The organism is Pseudovibrio denitrificans JCM 12308 (assembly GCF_001310815.1).
GTDB lineage: Bacteria > Pseudomonadota > Alphaproteobacteria > Rhizobiales > Stappiaceae > Pseudovibrio > Pseudovibrio denitrificans.
The window spans coordinates 54,986-81,508 of sequence record NZ_BAZK01000001.1 but is presented as its reverse complement, the minus strand read 5'-3'; the positions used below and the strand labels follow the sequence as shown (position 1 = coordinate 81,508).

Below are 26,523 nucleotides of genomic sequence, written 5' to 3'. Positions count from 1 at the left end.
TCACCCAGTTAGCGCTCGGACAAGGAAGACAGCTGCAAATCATTCTAAGCTGCAGAAAACTGGAATTTCCGCTGGAAGGGTGTAATGGACGAGATCTGCCAGAACGAAGAAGAGAACTCAGAGCGGGTCTACCGCCAGCCAGTCTCTCCATGGGCACTAGAAAATCTGCCGGGCGATCCCATGATGTGGATCCTGATTGTCAGCGAAATCCTCGTATTCGGCGGCGCACTCTGGGCGTTTGCGGGCAATGAACTGCTCAATGTTGAGATCTACCGCGAGGCTCGCACCCACCTGAATGTGCCACTGGCAACCCTCAATACAATCATCCTGCTCACCTCCGGCCTGTTCGCAGCCATTGCGGTTCGCTTTGGCAAGGTCAAAGAGGTGGCAAAGGCACGACTGTCCTTGCTGGGTGCGGGGGCTTTGGGCGTCGTGTTCATGGCGCTCAAGATCTATGAGTATAAGGAAAAGCTCGCTCTCGGCCTCAATGTTGAGACCAACACATTCTATACGCTCTACTATCTGGTCACAGGGTTCCACCTAGCCCATGTCATCTTCGGCCTGATCATCCTTGGCATTATTGCGTTGTGGCCCACGGAGGACAATCTGGAATCGGGAACGGCCTTCTGGCACATGGTGGATCTGATCTGGGTGATCATCTTCCCAATCTTCTATCTCATGGGGCAGGGAGTGTAGTCATGCAGAACGAGAAAACCGCATCCCGCAGTGTTCCCATGAATGACCTCTTCAAAGCATGGATCGTGCTGGTCGCTCTCACAGTGCTGGGATATGTCCTGAGTCTGATCAACAGTGACCTGCTGGTTTATGTCGGCCCGCTCATCATCGCCACGCTGATCCTGTTCAAAGCCCGTATCATCCTCACCCAATATCTGGCTTGAACAGGTGCCCCGCATGGCTTTCCATGCTCTCCAGCATGATCGTCGCCATAACAGTCATCTGCGCCGGATTGCTCACCTTTGTTTCAGCTGGTCTGATGCAATAGAGCGTATCTCCGAAAAGTGGGAACCGGTTTTCGGATAAAGATACGCATAAATAAGAGCTCATAGGCATATAAAAAGAAAACCCTCACGGCCTGAGCGGGCAGCGAGGGTTTCTTTCAAAGCCTCTCTCCAAACCGTGGGTTCTGGTTCTAGGAAAGAGAGAGGCCTCGGGGGTAATCGTTAGCTCGGCAGGAACTCTTTGCCCCAGCCGGTGCCCGCAATGCGGCGCTCGATCATGTCGCTCACCTGCTCATCACTGTAACCAACGCTGGCCAGCACTTCGCGGGTGGAGTTGCCGTAAGCTTCCGTGCTTGGCAGTGCCTTGATCGCAGCCTCTTCCGGACGGATGGAGTAGTGATCAATCAGCGTCACACGGTGCCCACTTGGATGGTCCTCATAGGTGGAGAACGCATAGCTGCCGCGGTCAATACCAACGGTGCCATCAGCGGTGCGTGTGTAAGAATCACGCAAGTGTTCGATGCCAAGTGGCTGGGCTGCCGCAATATCCGCAGCTCTCAGTTTCTCACACCAGCTCTCTGCAGTGTCCTGCGCAAAGGCAACGCGAAGGAACTCAGCGGTGTCGTTGGCTTCATCAACACCAGCAAGACCTTCCACACCTGCCAGCTTGGCAAGCTCATGCTCTTCAGCATCCATGAACAGCCAGCCATCAGAGGCTTTGTAGAAGTGAGAAAGCGCGTGGTTGCCAAGCGCATCACGACCAGAGGCTTCGTCAAACGCAGCGCGACCTTCATAATCAAACGCAAACTTCACCTGTGCCAGATTGGTCACAGCAGACAGAGACGTACGGGCACGGGAGGTCTCACCGGTCTTGTGCTTGTGGTAAAGCGCCAGCGCCATACCCAGACCAGCTGCAAAGCCGCAGTTCACGTCCAGCGTACCAAGGTGCGCGTGCTCCTCTGGTGTGTCCGGACCGCCGAAACGGCTCATGATACCGCTGTTCGCCTGAATGATGTCATCATAACCAATGTAGTTGGTCTTCGGACCCGGCTTAGGGCCACCCAGACAGTCAAGGCGGCAGAACAGAACGCCCGGATTGATCGCCTGCAAGCTGTCATGATCCAGCCCCAGCGGTTTCATCTGACGATCTGGCGCGTTGATCACAACAAGGTCTACCGACTTCACAAGACGCTCAAATGCTTCACGGCCTTCACCGGTGGTGATGTCCACCAAAGCACTCTTCTTGCCGATGTTGGTCTGGAATGTGAAGAGCGTACCGATGAGCGGGTCATAAAGCGGTGTCACTGGATCCAGCTTCACCACCTCAGCACCAAAACGGCCAAGGAATGCGGTGGAATGCGGGCCTGCAATCACGTTGGTCAGGTCCAGAATGCGCAGGTCTTTCAGCCAGCCAGCTTTGTCGGCAGACTGAGCAGAAGGGGCTGGCAGATTATCGTTGTTGCCAACTGCCTTCAGCGCTGCAAGTGCCTCATCGTAGCTCACGTTCTCACGGGCTTTTGGAGTGAGGAGATAGTCAGCAATCTCTTCAAACCAAACGATTGGACCCGGCTGCTTCATCATGCCGTATTCTGGATCGTTCACTTCCACGATCAGACCGGAGGTGTTGGTGTGTTCGCTGTTCACCCATTCCTGAGTGGTGCGGTGTGGTGCGCCCGGAATCTGGCCTTCACCAAAGATCACGCCCCATTCCTCAGAAGTTTTGGTCAGGAACACCTTCTTCATTTTGGCTGAAATGATATCCGCCCACTTCTTCGGCAGCGGATAAACGCCTATGGAGGTTTCACCGTCCCACTCTTTGATTGGCAGGTGCAGGTCGTTCACTTCAGGCAAACCTTCCGCCAACAGTTCCTCATAGATGCCAAGCGCCTGCAGACAGCGGCGGGCATGGTTTCTGTGAGACGGGCAAACCGCATAGAAGTAACGGCCATCCGCACACTCATAGGTGCGGTAGAACGGATCGAGATATTCCTGCAGGTCTTCGTAGGACAGGTCCATCTCGATGTCATTGTCGCGGCGATGGGAAATTTCGTGCTCGCGCATGGTCATGTAGCGCTCTGGCATGCCTTCAATCACAACAGAGTTGTAAGAAAGGCCTTCCATCAGAGCTGCTGCAATCGGCACCTCAATGGTGTCACCACGGCCAGTCTTTTCGCGGGCCAGCAGCGCCATAACAACAGAGCTTGCTGCCATGGTGGTGGCGTAGGAAGAACCGAGTGGGAGCGGGGAGAAGCTAGGGTTCAGCCCCATCAGCACGCGGTTGAAGCCCATATCGGTAAACGCACCGGACGTGGCCGCAACAATCGCTTCAGTTGCTTTCCATTCACGGCGCAGTTCGTCATTGCTGGCAAAACCCGGCACAGAAAGGGTCACCAGTTCAGGGCGCTCAGCACGCAGCGCAGCGAAATCAACGCCAAGTGCTTTCATTTTGCCAGGGCGGAAGCTCTCAACCACCACATCAGCGTTGGCGATCAGCTCAAACGCCTGCTGCAAACCATCCTCAGACTTCAGGTCCAGCCGGATGCATTTCTTATTGCGGTTCAAAATCGCATTAGCTGGATGATCCCATTGTGGCCCCTGAGGCGGATCAACGTGAATAACGGTTGCGCCCATATCCGCAAGGATCATGGCAACAGCCGGACCTGCAATTTGCTGACCGAAGTCGACAACTCTGACACCTTCAAGGGGAAGTCTTTTTTCCATGCAACATCATCCTCAGAAACCGTCCATCAACGGATCTCAGTTTATTCCAGACATAATTCGTCTTTTATTTCAGATTGTTATGAGTGAAATGGTTCGCAGCTGCGGGTCATTTCATTGAAAAAACAATAGGCAGGCACATACGTAGAAACCAGCAATTTAAATTTCGGTGCAGACATAAAATTATTTGTAGCTCGACTAATTCTGAACTGACTGCACTGGTCTCTGAAAGACTGGTGGAAGATGAATTTCCTTCCACCATTCCCGAAAATTGATCTTTGGATTGAAATAGGCCGCTACCGGCAAAAAGGCTGTTTAGCCTTCATGTATCTCGTTCAAAATCCAGTTTCTGAAGGCCACCGCATGGGGGTGCTCAAGACTGTTATTGGAGTAAACGAGGTAAAACGCTTCTTCTGTCGGAACCCTTTGTTCCAACGGCGCAACCAGCTGTCCGGACTTGATTGCATTTTCCACAAGGCTGGTTCTCCCCAGCGCAACGCCTTCTCCCAGAGCGGCCATTTCCAATGCAGTTACAAGGGTATCAAACTGATAGCTCTGGCCCAACTCCAGATCACTATGCTTGGTTTGCTTCAGCCAGTAGCCCCAACCTTCCTGATAACCGATCACATGCAAAATCGTGTGGTCTGGCAGATCCTTAGGTGAGGTGAGCGGCCCGTTCTCCTCCAGGTAGCACGGGCTGCAGACTGGAAACAGTTCATCCGTGTCAGCCGATCACACTGCAGGGACGGCCACTTGCCCCGGCCATACCGCACTTCCATATCGCAATCGCCAGAGCTTTCCTTGTTGTCCAGCCAGATGTTGGAGGTGATGCGCAGATTGATCTTCGGATGCAAACGGCGGAACTCTTTCATACGCGGCGCAAGCCAGCGCATAAAGAACACCATATTGATCTTCACTGTCAGCAGATTGTTTTGCCCCTGACCGAAGATTTCTTCGGTCGCCGCTTTCAAGCGCTCAACGGACTCATGAACCGCAGGAAGATAGGCAGCCCCGGCGTCTGTCAACTCCAACCCACGTGGCAGACGCTTAAACAATACACACCCCAGCTGACACTCCAGCCCCTTGATCTGGTGACTGATCGCAGCCTGCGTAAGGTTGAGCTCGGTTGAGGCATGCGTGAAGCTCAAATGTCGCGCGGACGCTTCAAATGCCTGAGCCAATTGAGCGGGGGTAAATTCTTCTTCATTTGGTTCTCCCATTCGTATGGTAGAATTCCATATTCTACGTAAAACTATTCATAAATATTTTTATATCATTGGGTCTTTTTTTGTTGATTGATAACAATTTAACCCTCCGGCAAAAATTCAAGCTTCAATCAGGACAGCAAAAATAAAGCTTGAGGGGGACAAATGTATAATAACAGCAATACTGGAAGAAGGACGGGGGAGGGCCTGTTTACAGGTGTTAATCCTGTTATGGCCGTCGGGTCTACTGTACTCGTTGTTGCGTTTGTTTTGTTTACTGTAATGGTTCCTGAAACTGCTAGCTCGATTTACAATTCAGCTAAAGGTTTCATCGCGGATAATCTATCTTGGTACTATATCGGCCTGGTCAGCTTTTTCCTGTTCCTTGCCTTTGCAATGACCATGAGCCGCTATGGCAACATCCGCTTGGGGAAGGATGACGAGAAGCCGGAATACAGCTTCTTTTCTTGGTTTTCGATGCTTTTTGGAGCAGGCATCGGCATCGGTATCTTGTTCTGGAGTATCGCAGAACCAATTTACCACTTCCAAAGTAATCCGTTCATTGCAGAAGGGCAGGAGAGTTCCGTAGAGGCAGCCCAGATCGCAATGCGTATTAGTATTTTCCACTGGGGACTGCATGGTTGGGCACTGTTTGCACTCTCTGGTCTAGGTCTCGCTTATTTCCACTATCGCAAGGGCCTGCCGCTGTCCGTTCGTTCAGGGCTCTATCCGATTTTTGGTGAAAAGATTTATGGCCCAATCGGTCACGCTGCCGACCTGCTTGCAGTGTTTGGCACCGTCTTCGGTATTGCTACATCTCTTGGTTTGGGAGCCCAGCAGATGAATACCGGCCTGAACTATCTGTTCGGCATTGAAGTCAGCACCACCAGCAAAATCATCATCATCGCTGTCATCTCCGTTCTGGCAACCATGTCCGTTCTGAGTGGCGTGAACAAGGGCATTAAGCTGCTGAGTGAGTTCAACATGCACCTGACCATGGTCATGCTTGTGTTCTTCCTCATCTTTGGCCCAACCGTTTACATTCTTGGCTCTTTCGCAACCAATCTGGGTGACTACCTGACCAACGCCATCCCGCTTGGCTTCTGGGTGGAAACTGATCCAAACAACAGCTGGCAGGGTGGCTGGACCATCTTCTACTGGGGCTGGTGGATTGCGTGGGCACCATTCGTAGGCATCTTCATTGCCCGCATCTCCAGAGGCCGCACCGTAAAAGAGTTCCTGCTCGGCGTACTTCTGGCACCAACACTGCTCTCCGCATTCTGGATCACCACCTTCGGCAACACCGCAATGTTCCTGGAACTGTTCGGCGCTGGCGGTGTGACTGAAGCAGTGAACAAGGACATCACGTCAGCTCTTTACACCACCATCGAGCTGATGAACCTGGGCACCACGCTCACCATCCTTGGTGCAGCCATGTGTACCGTCCTGTTGGTGACCTACTTCGTCACCTCTGCAGACTCCGCAACACTCGTCATCTGTACCCTTCTGTCCATGGGTGATGAGAACCCTGCAAACCGCTACCGCATCTTCTGGGGCCTTTCCATTGGCGCAGTTTCCGCGGTGCTGTTGTTCGCAGGTGGCCTGCGAGCCTTGCAGACAGCCTCAATCGTTGCAGCACTTCCGTATTCCTTCGTGTTGATCCTCACCACGTGGGGCCTGCTGAAGTCACTGCACCTTGAGGTCTCTGAAATCATTTCCACCGTCGATGATGAAGAGCATTCCTACTCCGCAGACGGCGCAGCCTCCGCTGCAACTCCGGCAGAGTAAGAAGCTCGCCCCCTAAGTCATCTGGGATGTTCCCGGCATCCCAGATGACAACCACAACTAAAGGTTCATTCTAATGACATCTCAGATCATTCTGCCGCGCATCATGCAAGTTGGTGCGGGAGCCAGCCTCCAATTGCATGCAGTTCTGGCAAAAATCGGCTGCAAAAAGCCTCTCATCGTCACAGACCCTATGATGGTTCAGCTGGGATACTCCGAATCTATTCAGGACAGCCTCAAGGCTGAGGGCATCGAAAGCGATGTTTTTGCTGATACCCTGCCTGAGCCAACCGTTGCCTCCATCCTTCCGGGTGTGGAAAAGGCAACAGCTGACAGCTATGACTGCATCGTGGCCCTCGGCGGTGGAAGCCCGATCGATAGCGCAAAGGCAATTTCGATTCTGGCAAAGTTCGGTGGCGAAATGCGGGACTATCGTTTCCCAAGAGACGTCACAGAGCAGGGCCTGCCAGTCATCGCAGTGCCAACCACAGCCGGCACCGGCACCGAAGTCACCCGCTTCACCATCATCACCGATGAAGAGCGCGGTGAGAAGATGCTGTGCGTTGGCATCGGCTTCATGCCTGTTGCAGCGCTGGTGGACTACAAACTCACCATGAGCCTACCGCCACGCATCACCGCAGACACCGGCATCGATGCCATGACCCACGCACTGGAAGCCTACGTCAGTAAAAAGGCAAATCCATACAGCGACAGTCAGGCTCTGGCAGCACTCAAGCTGATCGGCCCGAACCTGCGTGAGGTCTACCACAACGGCACAAACGAAAAAGCCCGTGAGGAAATGATGCTCGGCTCAACGCTGGCCGGTGTCGCATTCTCCGCCGCTTCTGTTGCGCTCGTTCATGGCATGAGCCGTCCAATTGGCGCGTTCTTCCATGTGCCGCACGGCCTCTCCAACGCCATGCTGTTGCCAGATGTCACCGCATTCTCCATTCCAGCAGCATCCGAGCGTTACGCGCAAGCAGCTCGCGCGCTCGGTTTCGCCTCTGAGCAGGATGATGATGCCATGGCAAACCGCAAGCTCCTGATCGAGCTGCGTGCGCTCAATGATGAGCTCTCCGTACCAACACCGGAAGAGTTTGGTATTGAACGTCAGGTCTTCATGGATCGTTGCGAGACTATGGCAGAGCAGGCGCTGGCCTCTGGATCTCCGGGCAACAACCCGATCACTCCAACCATTGCGGAAATGGTCGAAATCTATCAGGGCCTGTGGGATGCCCGTGGCTCTGACAGCGAGTCAGTCGCAGCTGAATAAGCTGAAATTCCCGCTCTCCCGAAAGGCCAGTTCACGACCAATGCCGTGAGCTGGCTTTTTTGTTGGATAAACAGGCTAGGGAGTGGGCTAGTCGCCCAGTTCCAGTACAAAGCGAGCGCAGAAATCACCTTCCCACCACATCGGGAAGTTGGTGCCCCACTTGTTGTTGTAGATGTTAAACCGCAGACCCTCACTGTAAGCCGGTGCCTGATGCTGGAATGGCATAAACGGCAACTCAGCAGGTGCCACAAGCGGCGTATCCAGCGGTGCAATGCGGATCTCCTGATCAGCGACAGCCTTCGCACCAAAGATCGCCTGCAACTGACCGCCGCTCATATCCGGCACGTCATGGGCATCCACCCAGAAGCCGGTCTTGTTGAACTGCCAGCTCTTGGCGCCATCCGGTGCAAACCGCAGGAAACCTGCCTCTGGCATACGGTTGGCAATCTTGCCGTAAAGCCGAAGCGTAATCTCCAGCTTGTCGCTTTCCCCGTTCAGAACCAGCTGAATGTTATGGATCGCACCGGGAATATCAGAGGCCATCACATAAGACAAAATGGCCCGATCATCCGCAATTGCCAGTCCTTCAAACATCGGGCGATGGCTCTTGGAAACGGCAGTTGCTGCTTTATCCAGCCCCGGCTTGATGTGATCCAGAATAGCCCACTCTTCCTCATGGGTGAGGTAAGCATCCATATGCGCTTTCACATCCGCCGCATCATAGGTCTCATGAGCAAACGAGATCAGATTGTCATCCAACCCAAACAGCTCTTTGCCATCTGGCGATTTGAGGTGTTTGATCGCGCCGCTGTCCCGATCAAGCTTGATAGTCCAGCCACCAAACTCAGCCTCGCTGTCGATCTCAAACGGCCCCACATGCGGCAGTGGACTGCTCACCTCGCTAAGCGCCGCTTTCGCAACAGCCTGATCATCCGCATCAAGGGCCGCTATCGCATCATCACAATAGGCGCGCTGTTCCTGCCAGGAAGCTTCTGCATACTGGAAGCGAGGATCGTTCTCACGCGCCGCTTCAAAGTCATCCCGGTTCCACGCCTGCTCATCGCGCAAGTATGTTTTGATGTCGACCCCGCACGTATGCTCCGCCACCATGGAAAGCTTGCGGCCAAAGGAAAGACGGGACGGCGTGATTTTGTCTTCAGTAAAACGATCGTAAACCCGCTGCAAAGCACGGTAGCGCGCCGACTTTACAGGATCAGTCGCAGAACCATGGATCCAGCTGTCGCCGATTTCCTGCGTCACAACCGGGAAACTCTCGCGATGTGGCCACAGCACCTCAGCGAACTCATCCAATGTCGCCGCCTTGATCCGATAATCCGGATACTGCCGCTCCATGGCACGGTAGACGTTTACGGTCTGACCAGTGTTCTGCGGGCCAATGTTGTCTTCCGTATGTGCAAAGCTCAGGCCATCAGCCACACCCGGAATGAACTGCGTCGCACCATAAGAGTTTTGATAGAGCACCAGAATCTCTTCACCCGTTGGCGCCTGCCAGCGGAACACCTCCGGCAGCTTCGGCGTTGGGGAAGCGGTGTTTACACCAAGATGCAGGAACTTGATGCCCGCTTTCGCCATCAACGGCACAATACCCAGAGTATGACCCGGAACATCCGTCATCTTGGCTGCAACAGTCTGCACCCCAAACCGCTCATCCAGCTCTTTGGAATAAGATAGACCTGCCTCAAACAGCGCCGGAGACATCAGCTCAGAATGCGTGGTGAACGGCAGGCCATGCCAGCGGATCAGGCCCTTTTCAATGGCAGCTTCCAGACGTTTGACGTCGTCTGCACCAGCCTCATTCAGATAGTCCCAGATCAACCATGCACCGGTGGTCCAGCGAAACTTGGGGTCCTGCGGATTTTCAAAGTAGAAATGCTCTGCCGTATCAAGCGCCTGTGGCAGGAAGTACTTGTGATAGCGCTGGCGAACCTTCTCTGCATGATCAGTGAAACCGATATCCAGATGGGTTTTGAAAATCAGGTGAATAGTATTTGGGGACATATTTCTTTGCTTACTTATGAGCCCACAGTACCGCGCACAATCAGGCGGGTCTGCAGTGTCTCGATCATGGCAGGGGCATTGGGGTCTTTCAGGCGCCGCAAAATCAGGCGCACAAGCGCACGCACACGGTCTTCCAGATCAATCTTCACGGTGGTGAGGTTGTAGCTCAGCCATCCGGACTGAGCGATGTCATCGAAGCCGACCACTTTCACATCTTCCGGTACCCGCAGGCCCAGCTTGAAGCGAAGTGCATCAATCACCCCGAAGGCGCCAACGTCGTTGGCTGAAAAGATGCCGTCAACACCTTCACCAACCTGAAACAGATCAAGCGTGGAGGCGAGGGCGCTCTCATAGGTATAATCGCCTTGCAGCACCAGAGGCTCCGGCAGGTCGCGCTCGTTCATCACGCATTTGAAGGCGCGCTCGCGCTCTGTGTTTGCTAGGGAAGTTGTTGTACCGCCCAGATAGGCAAATCGTTTGCAGCCATAAGCCTGCATCAAGGCAACCGCCTGATCGATCCCGTTTTTCTGGTCCACGATCAACCGGTCAAATACAGACGTGGACTTCGGCTGGTTTGGCAGACTGCCATCTTCAGAATAGCTCACGTAAATCGGCACCGCGCGGCCCAGAGAATGGGCGAGGGTGTCCGGTGTCACGTTCTCCGCAAAGGCAATGATGCTATCCAGATTGAAGCCCTTCATATAGGTCAGCAACCGCTCATCCATGCTCTGATCAGTGCGTGTCTTGAAGAGCAGTGTTGCAAACCCTTCCGCCTGCAGGGCGGTGGTCAGCGCATCAATCTCCTGCGATTCCCAGGGGCTGCACACATCCGGCACGATCACGCCCACCAGATGCGAGCGCCGTGTCACCAAAGCGCGCGCCGCCATGTCCGGCGTGTAGCCACATCCTTCGCGATTTTGAGAATCAGTTCGCGCTTTTCCTTTTTCAAAGAGGCATGCGGGTTGAAGGCGCGTGAAACAGCGACTCGCGAAACGCCGGCAAGCTTGGCAACTGTATCTGCCGTAGCGCGTTCCGGGCGTTTGACCTCTTGGATGCTTGATTGATCAGACACTCAAAATTACTCGATAAGTGAAAACGTGTTCACTATTAATGCCGTATCTAACCCTAGGATGTCAATCGAACAATCTTTATGCACGACGAAAATATGACAGTTTTGTGCCGTTTATATAATATATCTGCTCTCAGCCATTTTCAGAATCCTCTTGATTTTTTCAATAGTATTGACGGATAGTGAAAACGTGTTCATTCTAATTTCACTGATCGATTTCTCATGATTAGTGACAAGGCACACCAACACAGGATGCCCTGGGGGGATTTTTTAGATGAGTAAATTGCGTAGTTATGCATTGGGTCTTGCAGCTGCCACAGCGCTTGCTGGGCCAGCGATGGCAACCGACGTAACCATCACTTGCCGTTGTGTGGAAGGCGGCGTGAACAGTGCAGCCGCTGTCTGGCTGAAAACAAGCGTCATTCCTGGCTTCGAAAAGATGATGAAAGCCACCGGAAAGGACGTGACAGTGAACTTCAAGGAGTTCGCAGGCAAAGATGAGCAGCTGACCCAGCAGCTCGCATTGGACTTCTCAACCGGGGCAGGTGCAGACGTTTCCTCGTTTGATGGCTTCCTCATTCCAAACTTCGTGGACGCAGGTCTTCTGAAGCCACTAGAAGATGTTGCAGGCGCAGAAGTGAACAATTGGGAAGGGTGGTCCCACATTTCTGAAGGCTCCAAAGAGCTGATGTCCTACGGCGGCAAAGCCTACGGTATCGCACTGGGCACCGACAGCCGCATGATCTTCGTGCGCAAAGACATCTTCGCACAGGCCGGTCTTGATGCCGACACATGGCAGCCAACGTCATGGGAAGACGTTCTGGATGCCGCGCGCACCATCAAAAAGGCGATGCCAAAGTCCGCACCACTTCAGCTGAACGCTGGTGTGTCCATGGGCGAAGCAACCACCATGCAGGGCTACTGGATGGCGATCCTCGGTACCGGTGAAGGCATGCTGGACGACAACGGCAAGTGGATCGTGTCCTCACAAGGCATTCTGGATACGCTGAACCTGTACAAGACCATCTACATTGACGAAAAGCTTGGTGACAAACGCGCTCAGCTGCTCGGTGATGGCCGCAACCGCACTTTTGCGAACTTCCGCGATGGCAAAACAGCCATGTTGGTGGAAGGCGACTGGTTCTATCGCTCAGTTACCAAGCCGGGCGCAGAGTTTGAAGTCAAAGACCGTGACGTCAACATGACATGGAAGAAGATGCCAGCTCAGGAACCGGGCAAGGGCTTCCGTGGTCAGGACTTCGTGACCATGTCTGGTGGTACTGGTTTTGTGATCAATCCAAACACCAAAGCTCCAAAAGAGTCCTGGGCACTTCTGTCCTATATGAACTCCAAAGAGCAGCTTGATGCCTTCCAGGCCATCAACCCACGCGTTCGTATTCGTGATGATGTCTGGATTCCGAACTCTGACTTCCTGACAGAGACCTCACAGACACTTCTGCCTCTGACCACAGCGCGTCCAAACAACGCTCACTACAACAAAGTTTCTGTTGCAGTTCAGCGTATGACGGAAGCGGTTGTTTCCGGTGAACAGACTCCAGAAGAAGCAATGGCACAGTACAAGTCTGACGTGATCGCCATCGTTGGCGAAGAAAACACAGTCAGCAAGCTGTAATCAGCCGAAAAAGGACAACAGAGCATCCATCGCTCTGTTGTATCCGGGAGGGCGCGCTCCTGCGCCCTCTGATCTTCCAATAAGAAGAATGTTTCCCTCCCGGGAAGGTGTAATTTGAAGAACTTCTCATTGTTGTCTGCGCGCGCGGGAGCGCTGTTTTTCTCCCCTGCAGCAGCCCTTGTCGGAGCGTTTGTGATTGTCCCGTTTTTCTGGGTCATCTTTGTCTCCTTCACCAACAGAACTCTGCTCGGAAAAACGGCGCTCAATCCTGAATTCGTCGGGTTTGATAACTACATAGCCCTGTTCAACATGAGCACGTTCTTCACCCGTGGTCAGTTCGGCTTCTCCCTCATCCTGACCATCCAGTTCGTGTTGCTCTCCGCTCTTGTCGGGCAGGCGCTGCTCGGCATGGTGCTCGCATGGCTGCTCCAGTCCACACCTAAATATGTGAAGGTCTTCTCAGAATCCGCCGTTATCGTTGCTTGGATCCTGCCCGAAGTGGTCATCGGCTTTGCGTGGTTCGCCTTCCTTGATTACGACAATGGCACGCTCAATATGCTGGTCACATCGCTGGGACTGGAACCCGGAGACTGGCTGCTGGAAAATCCGTTCTGGGTGATCGTCTTCTTCAACACCTGGCGCGGCGCAGCGTTCTCTATGATGCTGTTCAACTCCGCGTTCTCCTCCATTCCGCCAAGCTATTTCCAGGCTGCAGACGTTGCAGGCGCAACCTCCTTCCAGAAGTTCAAGGACATTGCACTGCCGCTGATCAAAGGCCATGTGGTCACTGATCTGATCCTCATCACCATGTGGACGTTCAACGTGTTCACACCGTTCCTGCTCACCAACGGTGGCCCGTCCTACCGCACAGAGCTGCTCTCCATCTACACCTACCGTGTGGCCTTCAAGGACTTCGAGTTCGGTAAAGGCGCAGCCGTGGGCGTGGTGATCATGCTGATCAATCTGGCCTTCGCGCTTGTTTATCTGCGCATCGCCAAGCAGAAGAACAAAGGAACAGCATAATGACACTCTCATTCCATCAAATGCTGTCCCGCATCAGCTTCTCTGTTCTCACCGCCATAATCGGCATCGCATTTGCCTTGCCACTGCTGTGGTTCCTGTTCGCACCATTTAACGCGCGGGCAGAGCTTGGCCTTGAGATCCCGGCGGTCTTCACGCTGCAGAACTTCTACACGGTGTTTGAAAACAAGTTCGCCATGCGCGGCCTGCTCAACTCCTTCATTCAAAGTGTAGGCGGTGTTGTTCTCGTTGGTATCTCCGCAACACTGGCTGCCTACGCGCTGTCTCGTTCTGACGTGCCGGGCAAAAAGAGCATCACCTACATCCTGCTGTTGTTCTCCTCCGTGGTGTCCGGTAGTGCGGCTATGGTGCCGATCTTCCTGATCATCTCCAGCCTTGGCCTGATCGACACCCACATCGCCGTCATTCTGGTGTTTGCAGGTGGCCTGCTGCCAACCGCCATGTTTATCCTGCGCGACTTCATCGATGGTATCCCGAAATCCTACGAGGAAAGCGCCATGGTTGCCGGAGCCTCCTCCATGCAGGCCTTCCGCGATGTGGCATTGCCAGTCATCCGTCCAGGCATCGTGGTTGTGGTGGTCTGGGCCTTCGTGAACATCTGGGGCAGCTTCCTGATCCCGTTCATCCTGCTGCGCTCTGACGAGCTGATGCCAGCCTCTGTCGCGATCTACTCCTTCTATTCAGAAGCAGGCACCCCAATCGTGACGCTGCTTGCAGCTTATGCGCTGATCTACTCGTTCCCGGTCATCTCTCTCTATCTGTTCGTAAACTGGAAGTTCGGTTTCCGGTTCTTTGGCGGCATCAAGGCATAATCGAAAGAACAAAAATGGCTTCTATTTCATTCCAAAACGTCACCAAATCTTTCGGCGACTTCAATGCTGTCTCAAACGCGACTTTTGAGATCAATGATGGCGAGTTCATCTGCCTGCTCGGCCCATCCGGTTGCGGCAAAACCACCAGCCTGCGCATGATCGCCGGCCTGGAAACCCCAACCTCAGGCCGCATTTACATCGGCGATCGGGACGTCACAGCCCTGCATCCGCGTGATCGTAAGATCTCCATGGTGTTTCAGGACTACGCCCTCTATCCGCACATGAACATCTCCGACAACATCTCGTACCCACTCAAGGTGCGCGGGGAGAACGAGGCAACACGCGGTGAACGCGCACAGGAAGTGGCAGACGTGCTGAAAATCGGCCACCTGCTGGATCGCTTGCCAGCCCAGATCTCCGGTGGTCAGCAGCAGCGTACCTCTCTGGCGCGCGCACTGGTCAACCCAAGCCAGGTCTATCTGTTCGACGAGCCACTCTCCAATCTGGACGCCAAACTGCGTCTGGAGGCCCGCGGCTTCCTGCATCACCTGCAGCACAGCATGGGCATGACCTCCGTCTACGTGACCCACGATCAGGCCGAAGCCATGGCGCTGGCAACCCGTGTGGCCGTGATGGATCAAGGCCGTATCGTACAGTTTGCTACCCCGATGGAGATTTACCGCAAGCCAGCAACCACATTCGTGGCAAACTTCGTCGGCAACCCGCCCATGAACCTGCTGCCAGTGGAAGCAATGGTTGCTGACAATGTGCTCAAAGTCCGCGCAGAGGGGCTGGAAGTTGCGGATATCCCGATGCAGCGCTCCTTCGCAGAAGCCGTCGCAGTCAATCCGAAGATCACCATGGGTGTGCGTCCGGAACACTTGCGCGCAACGGCAGAAGCGGAAAACGTGGTGCGCGGCAAACTGTTTGCCAACGAGAACATGGGCGCCGAAAAGCTTGTCACCATTGAACGTCCTGATGCAGCTCGCTTCACCGCCCGTATCTTCACCGATGACGACATCATTTTGACCGAAGACGTGGCGCTTGGCTTCTCAAGCAAGCACATCACCCTGTTTGATGCAGACGGAAACAGACTGGCGCTTGATGATGAGTGAAACGCTGGACCACCTCAAGCTCCACAAGCACATCACGAAGGCGGATCAGGCAGCTGATCCGTACTTCTATCTGGAATTTGAGGTGCCCGAAGGCACGACACGCTTTGACGTGTCACTGGAATACCCCAAGGCTGAAGATTGCATCATTGATCTTGGATGCCTTGACCCTGACATCACGCCGTTTCCGGCAAGCTCAGGGTTTCGTGGCTGGAGCGGGGGCGCCCGCGACAGCTTCTTTATCGCACTGGATGACGCCACACCGGGTTACGTGCATGGCAAGATAGAGCCGGGCACCTGGCAAATCATCCTTGGCCTCTACAAGGTGCCGGAAACCGGCGCGGATGTAGAACTCACCATTTCCTTTGATCAGACACCCAGAAAGATTGCGCCACAGCCCGTCACGCCAAATCCGGTGCGACAAGGGGCAGGGTGGTACAAGGGAGATCTGCACTGCCATACCTTCCATTCCGATGCACGCGGCGGACCTGAGCTGCTCCATGCAGCTGCTAAACAGGCGGGATTGGATTTTCTGGCAGTTGCAGATCACAACACCACGACCCAGCGCAGATACTTCCATCCGCAGTCCTCTGAGGATCTGGTGTTCGTGCGCGGCATGGAAGTCACCACAGCCGTCGGCCACGCCAATGTGTTCGGCATAGATGACTGGCTCGACTTCCGCATGACGCAGCCAGACCACGCCCATATCGTCGCCAAAGCGGCCCACGATCGCGGCGGTCTGTTCTCCATCAACCATGATAAACCGCCCATCGACTGGACCTATGAGCTGCCGGAAACCGACTGCATGGAAGTCTGGCAATCTGCATGGCTCATGTACAACTGGGTCTCTCTGGCCCGCTACCAGAAACGCCTGAGTGATGGCCTCCGCGTCTCGCTGATTGGTGGCAGCGACTTCCATCAGCCGGATAGGCTACTGCCGGAAGGCCCGCTGGTGCTGGCCCGCCCGACAACAGTGCTCTGGCTGGAAGAGCTCAGTGAACAAGCCGTTCTGGATGCCATGAAAGCAGGCCTAGGCTACGTGACCGAAGGCCCGGACGGCCCACACCTGTCTCTCACCTCCGGCATGGCCCGCATGGGCGAGGAGGTCTCGGCAGATACGGCAAGCTTCTCCGTTCATGTGGAGGGCGCCAATGGCGATCTGTTGCGTTGGGTGGATGCGAGCGGATGCCGTCAGGAAGTGCTCATTTCCGGCGATACAGTGCAGCTCTCTTTCAATGAGCCGGTAACAGGGTTCCTGCGTGCCGAGATTGTCGCCAAGGCGAACCATCAGGATTTACTTGAAGAGTTTCTGGGAGCCTTCAAAGGCAAAAAACTTCCTCTGGGATTGTCTGAGGAAGAGATACGGGAACAGCCCATCATCCGGGCTCTTTCCAATCCAATATACATAAAAACGGAATAGGACAGCACGGCATGTTGATTGGGAATGCACCGTGTTCATGGGGAATTTGCTACCCGACTGGCAACGCATACACGCCAGATGAATATTTAGATCAGGTCGCAAGCGCAGGCTACCGAGGGACCGAGCTCGGGCCATTGGGATACCTGCCAAAAGACGCAGACCAGCTGAAGGCCATGCTGGCAAAGCGCAACCTGACCCTGATCGGTGCCACCCACGTGCACACGTTCTCTCTAATTGAAACCAGTGGCAAGTTCCATGCGGATATGCAGGCGCAGGGCGAGCTTCTGGCATCACTGGGTGCCAAGCATCTTGTGGTGATGGACGAAAGCAACGTCTACCCATCTGGCCAACTGGGCATGATCACACCTGACGCACGTCAGCAGATGTATGCAGACCTCACCAAAGCCCATGCCATGCTGGCTGAAACCTTCGGCATCGCGCTGAGTTTCCACCCACACATCGGCACATGCGTGGAACTGGAAGCACAGATCGACGATCTGCTCAAAAACACCCCGCTGAACCTGTGTCTCGACACCGGCCATCATGCGTTCTGGGATCAGGATCCTCTGGCCTATATGCAACGTGTCTGGGATCGCATCGACTATATGCACCTGAAGAACGTGGACCCAAATGTCTGCGCCCGCGTTCTTTCTGGCGAAATCAGTGTTCAGGAGTCTCTGGCTGCTGGCGTCATGTGTCCGCTTGCAGAAGGGGCCGTTGAAATTGCGGCTGTTATGGATTTCCTACGGGCAAAGGATTTCCAGGGGCCAGTTGTTGTGGAGCAGGACGTTGCAGAGGATGCAACGGAAACACCGCTGGAACTGGCCCGCCGCAATTACTCCTACATCGCTGCAATGAGCCAAGCCTAAGGAAAACAACAATGTCACTGTCCGTTGGAATTATTGGGCTGGGCGAAGTCGCGCAGCTGATGCACCTGCCATTGCTGGCTGACGATCAACGCTTCACCATTGCAGCCATCAGCGATGTTTCTGAGGAGCTGATGGAGTATGTGGGCCAGCGCTACAACGTCGAGAAACGCTACGCAGCCGCCTCTGATCTGATTGCCGATCCGTCATTGGATGCTGTTTTTATCCTGACGCCTGATCACCTGCACGCAGACCTGCTGACCGAAGCCATGAAAGCTGGCAAGCACGTCTTCATCGAAAAGCCGGTCTGCCTCAACAAGCATCAGATTCCGGCACTGCTGAAAGAACAGAAGCAGTGCAGCAGCGTCGTGTTCGTCGGCTACATGCGCCGTTACTCCCGCAGCTTCCTGGCTCTGAAAGAGCGCATGCCAGACCTAGAAAACATCCGCCACGTCCGTATCCGCGACATCATCCGCGAAGCGCCATACTTCACCCGCCAGACACGACCAGTGGTCCGAGGCAAGGATGTACCGCAAGAGGTGATTGTGGACGGTCAGCAACGCACTACAGCCATGCTCCGGGACATAATGGGAGAGGACGCCACAAAGGATCAGCTCCGCGCCTATCAGGTGCTCACGGGCCTGTCCTCCCACAGCTTCTCCGCCATGCGCGAGTTGCTCGGCCTGCCAAAGTCCGTCAGCTACGCCAAACAGCACGGCGGTGAGACGGTCATGGTCCTGTTTGACTACGGTCACTTCACAGCAATGTACGAAGCTGTCATTTCCGATATTGCTGAATTTGATGCAGGCATCGAAGTGCTCACACAGAGCGAACGGTACCACGCCACCTATGACACACCGTACATCCGTAACCTGCCGACACAGCTCAGTATCACCCGCTCAACCGATGAGCAGACCATCACAGAGGTGATAGGCCCATCCTATGAGGATCCATTCCGCATTGAGCTCGATGCGTTCTACAAAGCAGTCACCGACGGAGCGTCATACAAAACAACGCTAACCGACGCAGCAAACGACCTGAACCTTTTTGCTGAAGTTGGGCAAAAATTCTTAGGTGAAGATTGAATATATAAGGCGCTATATCAATGAGTTATATGACATTCCTGATTCAATTTATCAGGAATGTTGGCTCTTCTCCGGGGCAATGCGTCCACATTTCAACGCAAACCAACGCAAAACCATTTTTCTATCAGCTCCTGATTTAAAGCCTGCTCTGATTTGCGTATATAAATCTTGCCTCAAATACAGATTCACACTGGATCTAAACTTACCTTAACTTAATCAAGTATCAGCAACGCATTTTTCAGCGAAAGACTTGAATTTTCCCATATCCGAAGTGCAGCAACGCATAATTATGCGCAGCGCGACTAGAGTGTGAAACAGCAGTTTCCCCGAACTTCGGAGTTTCCAAATGCCTGAGAATGATCTCCCTCAAGAGCACGAAAACTGGGCACATGAAGTCCTGAAAGCAATCAAAGTTGGATACAATGTCGAGTTTGATGTGCCGGAAGACGAGCAGGTATCAGACAGCGAAAATGGGCACGACAAAACAGCTGCCCCCGAAACTCAGGAAACTCCGCCAAAAGCTGCTGCAGAGCAGCCCGATCCAAAAGATCTTGCAGCACAAAAAGCACTTCACCAAAAAGAATTATCTAAAACAAGCAGGCACTTAAAGGCGCTTGCTAAAGCTGTACATATAGCAGGCAGACGCAGTGACGTGTTCATTGAGGACGTCACGAAAAAAGTCCTTGATGATGCCAAACAGTTGGCAGAAGCCAACATCAGGCAAGCCAATGAGATCATGAACAAGCCGGACAAAAAAGGCTTTGTCGATCTCGATAAAATGCAGGCCTTCATGGATCGCGGGGAAGAATACCTCCGGATCATGCAGACCAACTTCAAAGAAGGTCAGGAGATCAGCGTTGAAGGCATGAAGGGACTATCTGCTGAACTTCAGAAGAAAGCAGATGACCTGCACAAGCAGCGTACACCGGCAGAAGCCTGGGGTGTTGATCTAACAAGGTTGGACGATGTCCATGAGCAAACCTGTGACCGCATAACAGAGCTGAACAAAGCACTGAATGGCGGCAGCGTCGCGACTGCGAAGCAAAATATGCTCGCTGCCTCCAACAATCTTGCAATCCTCAGAGAAGTGCTGGCCAAAGCGCAAACGCAGGTGGAAGAAGCGAAAAAAGACGTCGAAGACAGGGTTCAGGCGACGGAAACTGCAACAGCTGAGCTCGGTGCGCGCAAAACTGAAATCGAACATGATCCCAAAGTGTTGGCTGACTTTGAAAGAGAGCACGATGCTGTCGTAGCGGACTGTAAGCAGGCGTCTGTCTCTGCATCCGCTGGCAAGGGTGTTGAGGCTGTCAAAGCCATAGAAAGCGCTGAGGCTCACTTCAGTACGCTCCAGCAGGTTATGCTCCAAAGCCTGGCATCTGCGCCTGAAACCTCTCAGGATGAAGGCGGCAACCAAAGTGAAGTGAAGGTGCTTTTGGGTGATGCAATTGAGCTGACCAGAAAAGCAGATGAACTGCTCACTCAGGAAGACCTCATCAAGGGAAGCAACGGCCTGCTGCCGCAGTTTAAAGACGCGGATAAGTCTACTCGTGCCGCCATTGCAGAAGCGCAAAATGATCTCCTTACAGGAGATGTCTCGGCGGCTGAAACCAAGCTCATACGCGCCCAACATAATCTGTCTGCCATGCGCGGTCTCACTATTGAGGCCCAGTCTGCCATTGATATTGCAGCAGAACAGCTTTCTCTCTTGCAAAGACAAGTGGCACCAATGATTGCCCGCCGTCAGGAGTATGTAAAACTCGCTGAGACAGATGACAGAAACATTCGGTATCTGGAGAAGTTTGATCTGGTCGTCGGTGAAGTGGAAAATCACATCAGTCAGGCGGAAACGGCCATCGCAAAGGAAAACCTGAGCGAAGCCAATCAGGAAATCGCCTATGGGCAGGCAGCCGTGCCCGAGCTGCAGAGAGAAGTGAAGAAACTTCAATACCTTAATACGGTCAAAACCGCAGCCACCAAGGAAGAGAACGCAGAGCTGTTCGCCCAGACACTGGACAAGCTGCGCGAAGATATCGCCTACTTCAATGATCGCGATGACGTCTTTAAGGACAAAGAAGAAGAAGCGATTTTCGATAATCTATACGAAAGAGCCGCTGCTACGCCAATCAGGCCGAAATCCTCTTCAAACGCAAGAAATTTGAGGAAGCCGATGATGCGATCGACAACTCCAACATCGCCCTGAGCGGCCTCGAAATAGCCTACGAAAGAGGCGTTCAAACCGCAGCAAAAGTTGAGCAGCTTAAGCTGGAGGTAAAAGAGGCAGCTGATAAGGTCCAATCCTTTGAAAACGTTGCCAAAGCTATCGTAAATGAAGAGCTCCGCGGGGAGTTCCTCAGCTACAAAATGGTGGCCACAGACTACGTAAACGAAGCGCTGGATTACATCAATCAAGGCCGCATCACCAATGCCTTAAGTGCGCTTGCTGATCTGAAGCAAGCCATGACAAACCTCAACGGCTTCCTCACCAACCCACCACAACCAATGCAGCAAGAAGGCAGTCAGCTAGATGAATCTGAATGGGTAATCATCGAGGACAACCCCACTGAGGAGCAGCTGGCGAAAAAACAGGACCAGGAAGATCTTGTGTTGTTTGCCAGTGAGTTGAAACTGCTGCTTGACGAGATCAAGCAGATGAAAACCGCTGTTAAGGAGGGGTATAAAGTTTGGGAACGCTTCTGCACTGGCGACTATCTGCAACGCTTCCAGACCGCCTTCGAACAAGCCAACTCCAGCCTCAGCGACGCAACCGACTGGACACTCAACGCCGGCAAGATGACAACACCTGGTCCGAAAATGAGAGAAAACCAGGAACTCTTCCTCGCCAGCGCAAGAGAACCTCTCTCAGAAGCCAAAAAAGCCTACCGGGAAATGCAAAACGCCTTCGATGTCAGCAAGCAAATCATGACATCCGAGCTCTCCGGTCTCTCAGCAGGTGCAAAGTACTATCTTGCTGCTGTCGAAGGCATTTACAAAATCCACGAGTACGTCCGCGGATGGGATGTCGATCTCACCACCTTTGATGCCGCTTACCTCGCAGCATTGGATAATATTGCTGAACTGAAGGTTGCTATTGAAAATCAAGATGTTGCGACTGGTAGAGAGTGTCTGGACAAAGCCGAAACCTATCGTCAGGAGTTCCTCAAGAGCGGTGATCTGGCGTTGACTCAAAGGGTAATCGAGCACAACGCACTCGTGCTTCTATATGCAGATGTTCAATCCGATTATATGAGCGCGTCCAATCAAAGGGAAAATGTAGCAAACTTCCCGGATCTGAAGAAACTCTATGATGGCTTAGAAGCTGATATCCTCAACAGATTCAAGACAGTCGATGAACTTGTCAAATCAGAGGCCGGCAAAGCTGCGACAGCTGAACTCCTAATAATCAGGGAGGTTAACAACAAGCTGTTAGATGTTCTTGCCGATGCAGGCATCGCTCTGGCCAACGCAGAACTGGAAGATCAAGCACAAGGTCTTGCCGAGATGACTGTTTTCCAGATGCGAAGGGATAAGATTTTAGAGGATGCCGACAAACTGGCCGAAGTTGCCCCCGCATCCTACGAAAAATGGCTTCCTTTCTGTAGGGGGGAATATGAGGACATATTCAACCAGTACTTTGAAGGCTTAAAGCAAAGCGTAGAAGAGTTACACAAGATCCCCCAAGGCGTGGAACGCGCGGATATCGAAGCGGTTACTGAAAAGATGAGGGCGCTGCTAACGGATGCGCGGAATTACTATAAATCAATGGAGGGGATACGCACTGTCAGTGAGCAGCTCATCAATTCTCAGCTGAAGGGCCTGAACCAAAGGGCCGATTTGCATCAGAAGCGCATCGATAACTTGAGTCTCAGCCTTGACAAATATGCCGATTGGGGCCTGGATTTTGCCGATTTCGACACAAGCTACAATGAAGCTAAGGGTTTGATTGAACAAATGAGAGGAGCTCTTCAAAGAAAAGATCACCTCGAAGCTCGGGACCTCAACGTTTTGGTAGGCACCGCAGTAAAAGCGGTTGAAGACGAGCAGGAACGTTACGCTGGCTTGTTTGAAGATGCAAAAGCTAGCTTTGCAGAAGGGTTTGAAACCTATCGACAGCAGATTGCAGAGACTGTGAAACGGCGCCCGGAACTGGAGAACATCAAACATCTTGCCGCAAATTTTGATGACTGTGAGCGTTCAGCAATTCAGGCAATCGAGCGTGCACTTGATCTTGTAAATCTAGGTGATCGTTTCGGACCAGATAAGGAAAGCGCATACATTCTGCGGCAACAGGATCGCTTGCTTGAACTTCTTCAGGAAGCTGTCCCTCTATCTAAGGATCCTGAAAAACTTGGCACTGCAGTCAAGCAGAACAAGGAAAAACTAGCCGAGTTTGAGGCCATGAAAGAAGACATCAAGGATGGTATGGACAAGGAAGTCTTCGCGGCCATGCAAGTGCGCGGCGAAGAGCATGCCGAAGAGGCACAGCGGTTGATGGATGAGGGCGACTACGAAAAGGCCGAGTTTGAGCTGTTTGCTCTTCGGGTCATAAATGATGCTCTGCAGACAAGACATGATTCTGGCGTTGCGATTGCGGATCGAGTTCCTGAGTTTGAACAGGAAATCGAGGATGTAACAACAGACCTCGCCGATATGGAAAAATTGCGCGATACCATAAAAAATGAAGAGGATGCCGCAAACTACGGCAAGTATCATTCCATCGGAGTCCGTACCGCATTGGAAGCGAAAGACTTCCTTCTCAAAGGCGAAATCAGGCGCGCTCAAGCCTCACTGAACACGCTGCAATACTTCCTCGATAAAATGGAGGAAATTCTCGACAAACAAGGCGCAAAAGGGCCTAAGCGCAGATCCGGAAAGAAAAAGTCTGGCCCTGAAAACGAAGCGACCAAAGCAGGTGAAGTAATGGTCAAGCCATCAGAAGAACTGGCACAGGAACTGGGGCTGGAACGTGAGGACAGCTTTGAACCTGATGAAGAGGAAAAGAGAGCCAGCCTTCAAGATGCAATATCAGCAACTGATCAACTTCTGGAAACTGCAAAAGCAAATGCCAAGGATGTACTGGATGCTTCTGATGCCGAGTTTTACGGCATGATCCTGCAGAAAGCCGAAGAACACGTTGCTGCAGCAAAGGACCAGCTCGCGAATGCCAAGTTTGAAGAGGGCGAAAATAGTATAGAGGATTTAAAAATCGTTCTGGACACATTGCACGATGCTCACAAGCTAGGAGCGGCTACCTCTCAACTCGTACCTGGTTATGAGAAAGAGCTTGATGAAATTGGTAAGGAACTCAGTCTTATCCATCTTAAACGTAATACGGTTAGCGATGAGAAAGATTTGGCTGAGTTTGATAAAGGTTACAACGCAGCAAGTGTATCTGTGTTCAACATAGCTCGTTTGTTGAGGGATAAAAACATCCGCAAAGTCAAATACGAAATGGACACCTTACGTGCACACGTAGGCAACCTTGAAAAAATCCTCGGCCGCCACGTCTCTAGGCGCCAGAAGCTGAAAGACATGTTGAAGCGGAAGAAGAAGTAAGCTGGATTGAGTTAGAAATGCAGCCTGATCCTAATAATTATCGGGCTGCTCCACTCTCGCTTCAGCGGTCAGGCAATCCAGATCTGGCGACGTCAAACTTCGCAGAAACGTCTCTAGATCAGTTCTCTCAGTGCCTGTCAGCTTTAGCGGGTGTATTCGAGGATCCTGCCCGGGCAGGCCTGATCCGCCTTGATCGTAAAACCTGATGACCTCGGTCAGTGTACTAAAGTGCCCATCATGCATGTAAGGTGGTGTGACTGTGAGGTTGCGCAAAGTAGGGGTACGGAACTTCCAGCGATCCAATGGGACTTCAGTGACTTCATAACGTCCCAGATCCGCCTCCCGCTTTATACTAACGGAGAGCACCTTTGAAAAGTCCATCTGATGCACAACGCCCGGTGCAACCTGTACGGGGATGCTTGATGGTGGGTTTTGCCGCTCGTTTTCGCGCATTTGGCCATAACCGGTGTCGTGAAACTGATCATCTGTGAAAAGAGCGTACTCCTCCTCAATCAAATGACAACCGCTGCAGCCGCCTTTACCTGTAAAAATTTCGTAGCCACGTTTAGCTGCGTCAGATACAGCCGCCTCGTTTCCACCAAAGTGCCATTGGTCAAAGGGGCTGTTTCCAGCCATCACAGATCGCTGGTAGGCGCCAAGAGCCATACCTATCCGGTCGAGAGACGCATGCGCACCAAAGGCATCCTCAAACAACGGCTTATACTCAAGCAAGCTGTTTAACAGCGAGACCACATGACCTGCCGATGGGTTTGCCATTTCATTGCGTGCTGTAAGAGGTCCGATGAACTGGGTTTCCAGCGAAGGATCGCGCCCATCATGAAAGAGAGTGCTGAGATACCCAACGTTGAGAATACTGGGCGAGTTTCGCTTGATGCTGCGCCCTTCAACACCGATCGCCGTGCTCAGCTCCCAGTTGGTGAACCCTTGCTCCGGCACATGACACATGGCGCAGGACATGGTGCGGTTGATAGATAAACGCCGGTCAAAAAACAACTTCCGGCCCAGCTCAATCTTCGCGCGCGTTGGTGGATTATCTGCCGGATGAGGAATGGGCGGAAGCCCGAGCGGAGTGGAGAGAGAGCGTTGTAAAGCGGCCTTAGACCAGCTTTCCGGATCAACCTCACAACTCGGTTGCGCGGCTGTGTTACCCAAGGAAATCAGAAAACCAAGCATGATGCATGAAAATGAGAAGCGCGGCATCAGGACCTGCTTTCTTCCATCATAAGTGTCTCAACATCCGTGATCAGCAAGCGTGGATCAATCGTCCCCAATCCATAAACGTTGCGGATGTTCCCTTGACGATCAACCAGATACATCCGCAGTAGGTGATTGATCACATCCTGATCGTTAGAACGGTCAACCACCTGACCATATCCATCCAGAATAGGCTGCAGGGCATCCATGCCGGAGGTCGTCAGCACATGCCAGGGGAGCTTTTTCTCTGCATGTTCATCAATCTGCATGGGGTAAGCGAAGGAGTTGATTGCCTCCACCGTATCGCGCGAAGGATCAAAGCTGATAGTCAGCAGTTGAACATCTTCACGAAGGCGTGGAAGCTTCTCGCTGGTCTCATAAATCTCAAAGAGCGTGGACATTGCAATCGGGCAACCGTTGACATCACCGCACATGAGATAAACGAAACTCACCAGACTAATCTTGCCACTCGTGAGGTCGCTCAGGTTCTTGGATGCCCCATGAATATCGAGCACCTGCCCATCAGGAGCTGCTTTGAATGTGTTCAGGCGATAAGAACCTGGAGCAGGTGGTTCAAACTGGAATTCTTCACTGGCGTTAAAGGCTGCCGCGAAGGGGCGTGAGGCTGCAGCCTGACTAGTTACCATTGCATACCAAAGCACGGGCACAACCGCAGCAAGACAACTCACTGCAAGGATTTTTTTGAGTAAACGCATGTCACCGACCAGCTTTATGAACCAAGCACGGGGCAGCGAGAA

19 protein-coding genes and 1 pseudogene are annotated in these 26,523 nt (G+C 53.0%); 13 read left to right on the top strand and 7 right to left on the bottom strand.

Annotated features, from left to right (window positions below):
* Window positions 1-84: 84 nt before the first annotated feature.
* Both JCM12308_RS00335 and JCM12308_RS00330 read left to right on the top strand, forming a co-directional pair.
* Window positions 85-696 (top strand): cytochrome c oxidase subunit 3, encoded by a 612-nt coding sequence (locus tag JCM12308_RS00335; protein WP_054782519.1) that lies wholly within the window; start codon window positions 85-87, stop codon window positions 694-696.
* Window positions 697-698: 2 nt separating this feature from the next.
* Entirely contained in the window at window positions 699-899 is a 201-nt protein-coding gene (locus JCM12308_RS00330; protein ID WP_208978117.1) for a hypothetical protein, read from the top strand.
* Window positions 900-1,181: 282 nt separating this feature from the next.
* On the opposite strand, the gene JCM12308_RS00325 is transcribed toward JCM12308_RS00330, so the two are convergent.
* Entirely contained in the window at window positions 1,182-3,680 is a 2,499-nt protein-coding gene (locus tag JCM12308_RS00325) for a CoA transferase (protein ID WP_054782518.1), read from the bottom strand.
* Between the two features lie 312 nt (window positions 3,681-3,992).
* Window positions 3,993-4,897: pseudogene (locus JCM12308_RS28590) on the bottom strand (LysR substrate-binding domain-containing protein).
* Between the two features lie 150 nt (window positions 4,898-5,047).
* On the opposite strand from JCM12308_RS28590, the gene JCM12308_RS00315 reads away from it, so the two are divergent.
* Both JCM12308_RS00315 and JCM12308_RS00310 read left to right on the top strand, forming a co-directional pair.
* Window positions 5,048-6,670, top strand: a complete 1,623-nt coding sequence (locus tag JCM12308_RS00315; RefSeq protein ID WP_208608686.1) for a BCCT family transporter — start codon at window positions 5,048-5,050, stop codon at window positions 6,668-6,670.
* Between the two features lie 73 nt (window positions 6,671-6,743).
* A complete protein-coding gene (locus JCM12308_RS00310; RefSeq protein WP_054782516.1) occupies window positions 6,744-7,940 on the top strand; it encodes an iron-containing alcohol dehydrogenase in 1,197 nt (398 codons plus the stop codon).
* A gap of 87 nt (window positions 7,941-8,027) precedes the next feature.
* Here the strand turns inward: JCM12308_RS00310 and JCM12308_RS00305 are convergent, their stop codons facing one another.
* Genes JCM12308_RS00305 through JCM12308_RS31180 form a run of 3 tightly spaced genes read right to left on the bottom strand, consistent with a single transcriptional unit; the run spans window position 8,028 to window position 11,031 of the window.
* Window positions 8,028-9,959 carry a DUF5054 domain-containing protein gene (locus JCM12308_RS00305; protein WP_054782515.1) on the bottom strand — a complete coding sequence of 644 codons (1,932 nt, stop codon included), beginning with the start codon at window positions 9,957-9,959 and terminating at the stop codon, window positions 8,028-8,030.
* Between the two features lie 14 nt (window positions 9,960-9,973).
* Complete coding sequence (locus JCM12308_RS00300; protein ID WP_244271800.1) at window positions 9,974-10,846, bottom strand: substrate-binding domain-containing protein; 873 nt, start codon at window positions 10,844-10,846, stop codon at window positions 9,974-9,976.
* Complete coding sequence (locus JCM12308_RS31180) at window positions 10,825-11,031, bottom strand: LacI family DNA-binding transcriptional regulator (RefSeq protein ID WP_244271799.1); 207 nt, start codon at window positions 11,029-11,031, stop codon at window positions 10,825-10,827. Before JCM12308_RS31180 ends, JCM12308_RS00300 begins: the two co-directional genes overlap by 22 nt.
* A 271-nt stretch (window positions 11,032-11,302) precedes the next feature.
* Here JCM12308_RS31180 and JCM12308_RS00295 point away from each other — a divergent pair, with 271 nt between their 5' ends.
* The 9 genes from JCM12308_RS00295 (at window position 11,303) to JCM12308_RS28580 (ending at window position 24,550) form a co-directional block, all read left to right on the top strand.
* Window positions 11,303-12,661, top strand: coding sequence for an extracellular solute-binding protein (locus JCM12308_RS00295; protein ID WP_054782514.1), 1,359 nt, complete (start codon window positions 11,303-11,305; stop codon window positions 12,659-12,661).
* A gap of 114 nt (window positions 12,662-12,775) precedes the next feature.
* Entirely contained in the window at window positions 12,776-13,684 is a 909-nt protein-coding gene (locus JCM12308_RS00290) for a carbohydrate ABC transporter permease (protein WP_008546241.1), read from the top strand.
* Window positions 13,684-14,514, top strand: a complete 831-nt coding sequence (locus JCM12308_RS00285; protein ID WP_008546842.1) for a carbohydrate ABC transporter permease — start codon at window positions 13,684-13,686, stop codon at window positions 14,512-14,514. Before JCM12308_RS00290 ends, JCM12308_RS00285 begins: the two co-directional genes overlap by 1 nt.
* Before the next feature lie 14 nt (window positions 14,515-14,528).
* Entirely contained in the window at window positions 14,529-15,629 is a 1,101-nt protein-coding gene (locus tag JCM12308_RS00280) for an ABC transporter ATP-binding protein (protein WP_054782513.1), read from the top strand.
* Window positions 15,592-17,046, top strand: a complete 1,455-nt coding sequence (locus JCM12308_RS00275) for a CehA/McbA family metallohydrolase (RefSeq protein WP_244271797.1) — start codon at window positions 15,592-15,594, stop codon at window positions 17,044-17,046. The genes JCM12308_RS00280 and JCM12308_RS00275 overlap by 38 nt, the downstream gene beginning before the upstream one ends.
* Window positions 17,047-17,057: 11 nt before the next feature.
* Entirely contained in the window at window positions 17,058-17,915 is an 858-nt protein-coding gene (locus tag JCM12308_RS00270) for a sugar phosphate isomerase/epimerase family protein (protein WP_208608685.1), read from the top strand.
* An 11-nt stretch (window positions 17,916-17,926) separates the two neighbouring features.
* Window positions 17,927-18,997, top strand: a complete 1,071-nt coding sequence (locus JCM12308_RS00265; protein WP_054782511.1) for a Gfo/Idh/MocA family protein — start codon at window positions 17,927-17,929, stop codon at window positions 18,995-18,997.
* Window positions 18,998-19,343: 346 nt separating this feature from the next.
* A complete protein-coding gene (locus tag JCM12308_RS28585; RefSeq protein WP_208978115.1) occupies window positions 19,344-21,197 on the top strand; it encodes a hypothetical protein in 1,854 nt (617 codons plus the stop codon).
* A 161-nt stretch (window positions 21,198-21,358) separates the two neighbouring features.
* The gene (locus JCM12308_RS28580) at window positions 21,359-24,550 is read left to right on the top strand and encodes a hypothetical protein (protein WP_208978114.1); all 3,192 of its coding nucleotides are present in this window, start codon (window positions 21,359-21,361) and stop codon (window positions 24,548-24,550) included.
* A 30-nt stretch (window positions 24,551-24,580) separates the two neighbouring features.
* Here the strand turns inward: JCM12308_RS28580 and JCM12308_RS00255 are convergent, their stop codons facing one another.
* Both JCM12308_RS00255 and JCM12308_RS00250 read right to left on the bottom strand, forming a co-directional pair.
* Window positions 24,581-25,771, bottom strand: a complete 1,191-nt coding sequence (locus JCM12308_RS00255; protein WP_054782510.1) for a cytochrome-c peroxidase — start codon at window positions 25,769-25,771, stop codon at window positions 24,581-24,583.
* Window positions 25,771-26,481: an SCO family protein gene (locus JCM12308_RS00250; protein ID WP_054782509.1), complete on the bottom strand. Its 711-nt coding sequence runs from the start codon at window positions 26,479-26,481 to the stop codon at window positions 25,771-25,773. Before JCM12308_RS00250 ends, JCM12308_RS00255 begins: the two co-directional genes overlap by 1 nt.
* Between the last annotated feature and the right edge of the window lie 42 nt (window positions 26,482-26,523).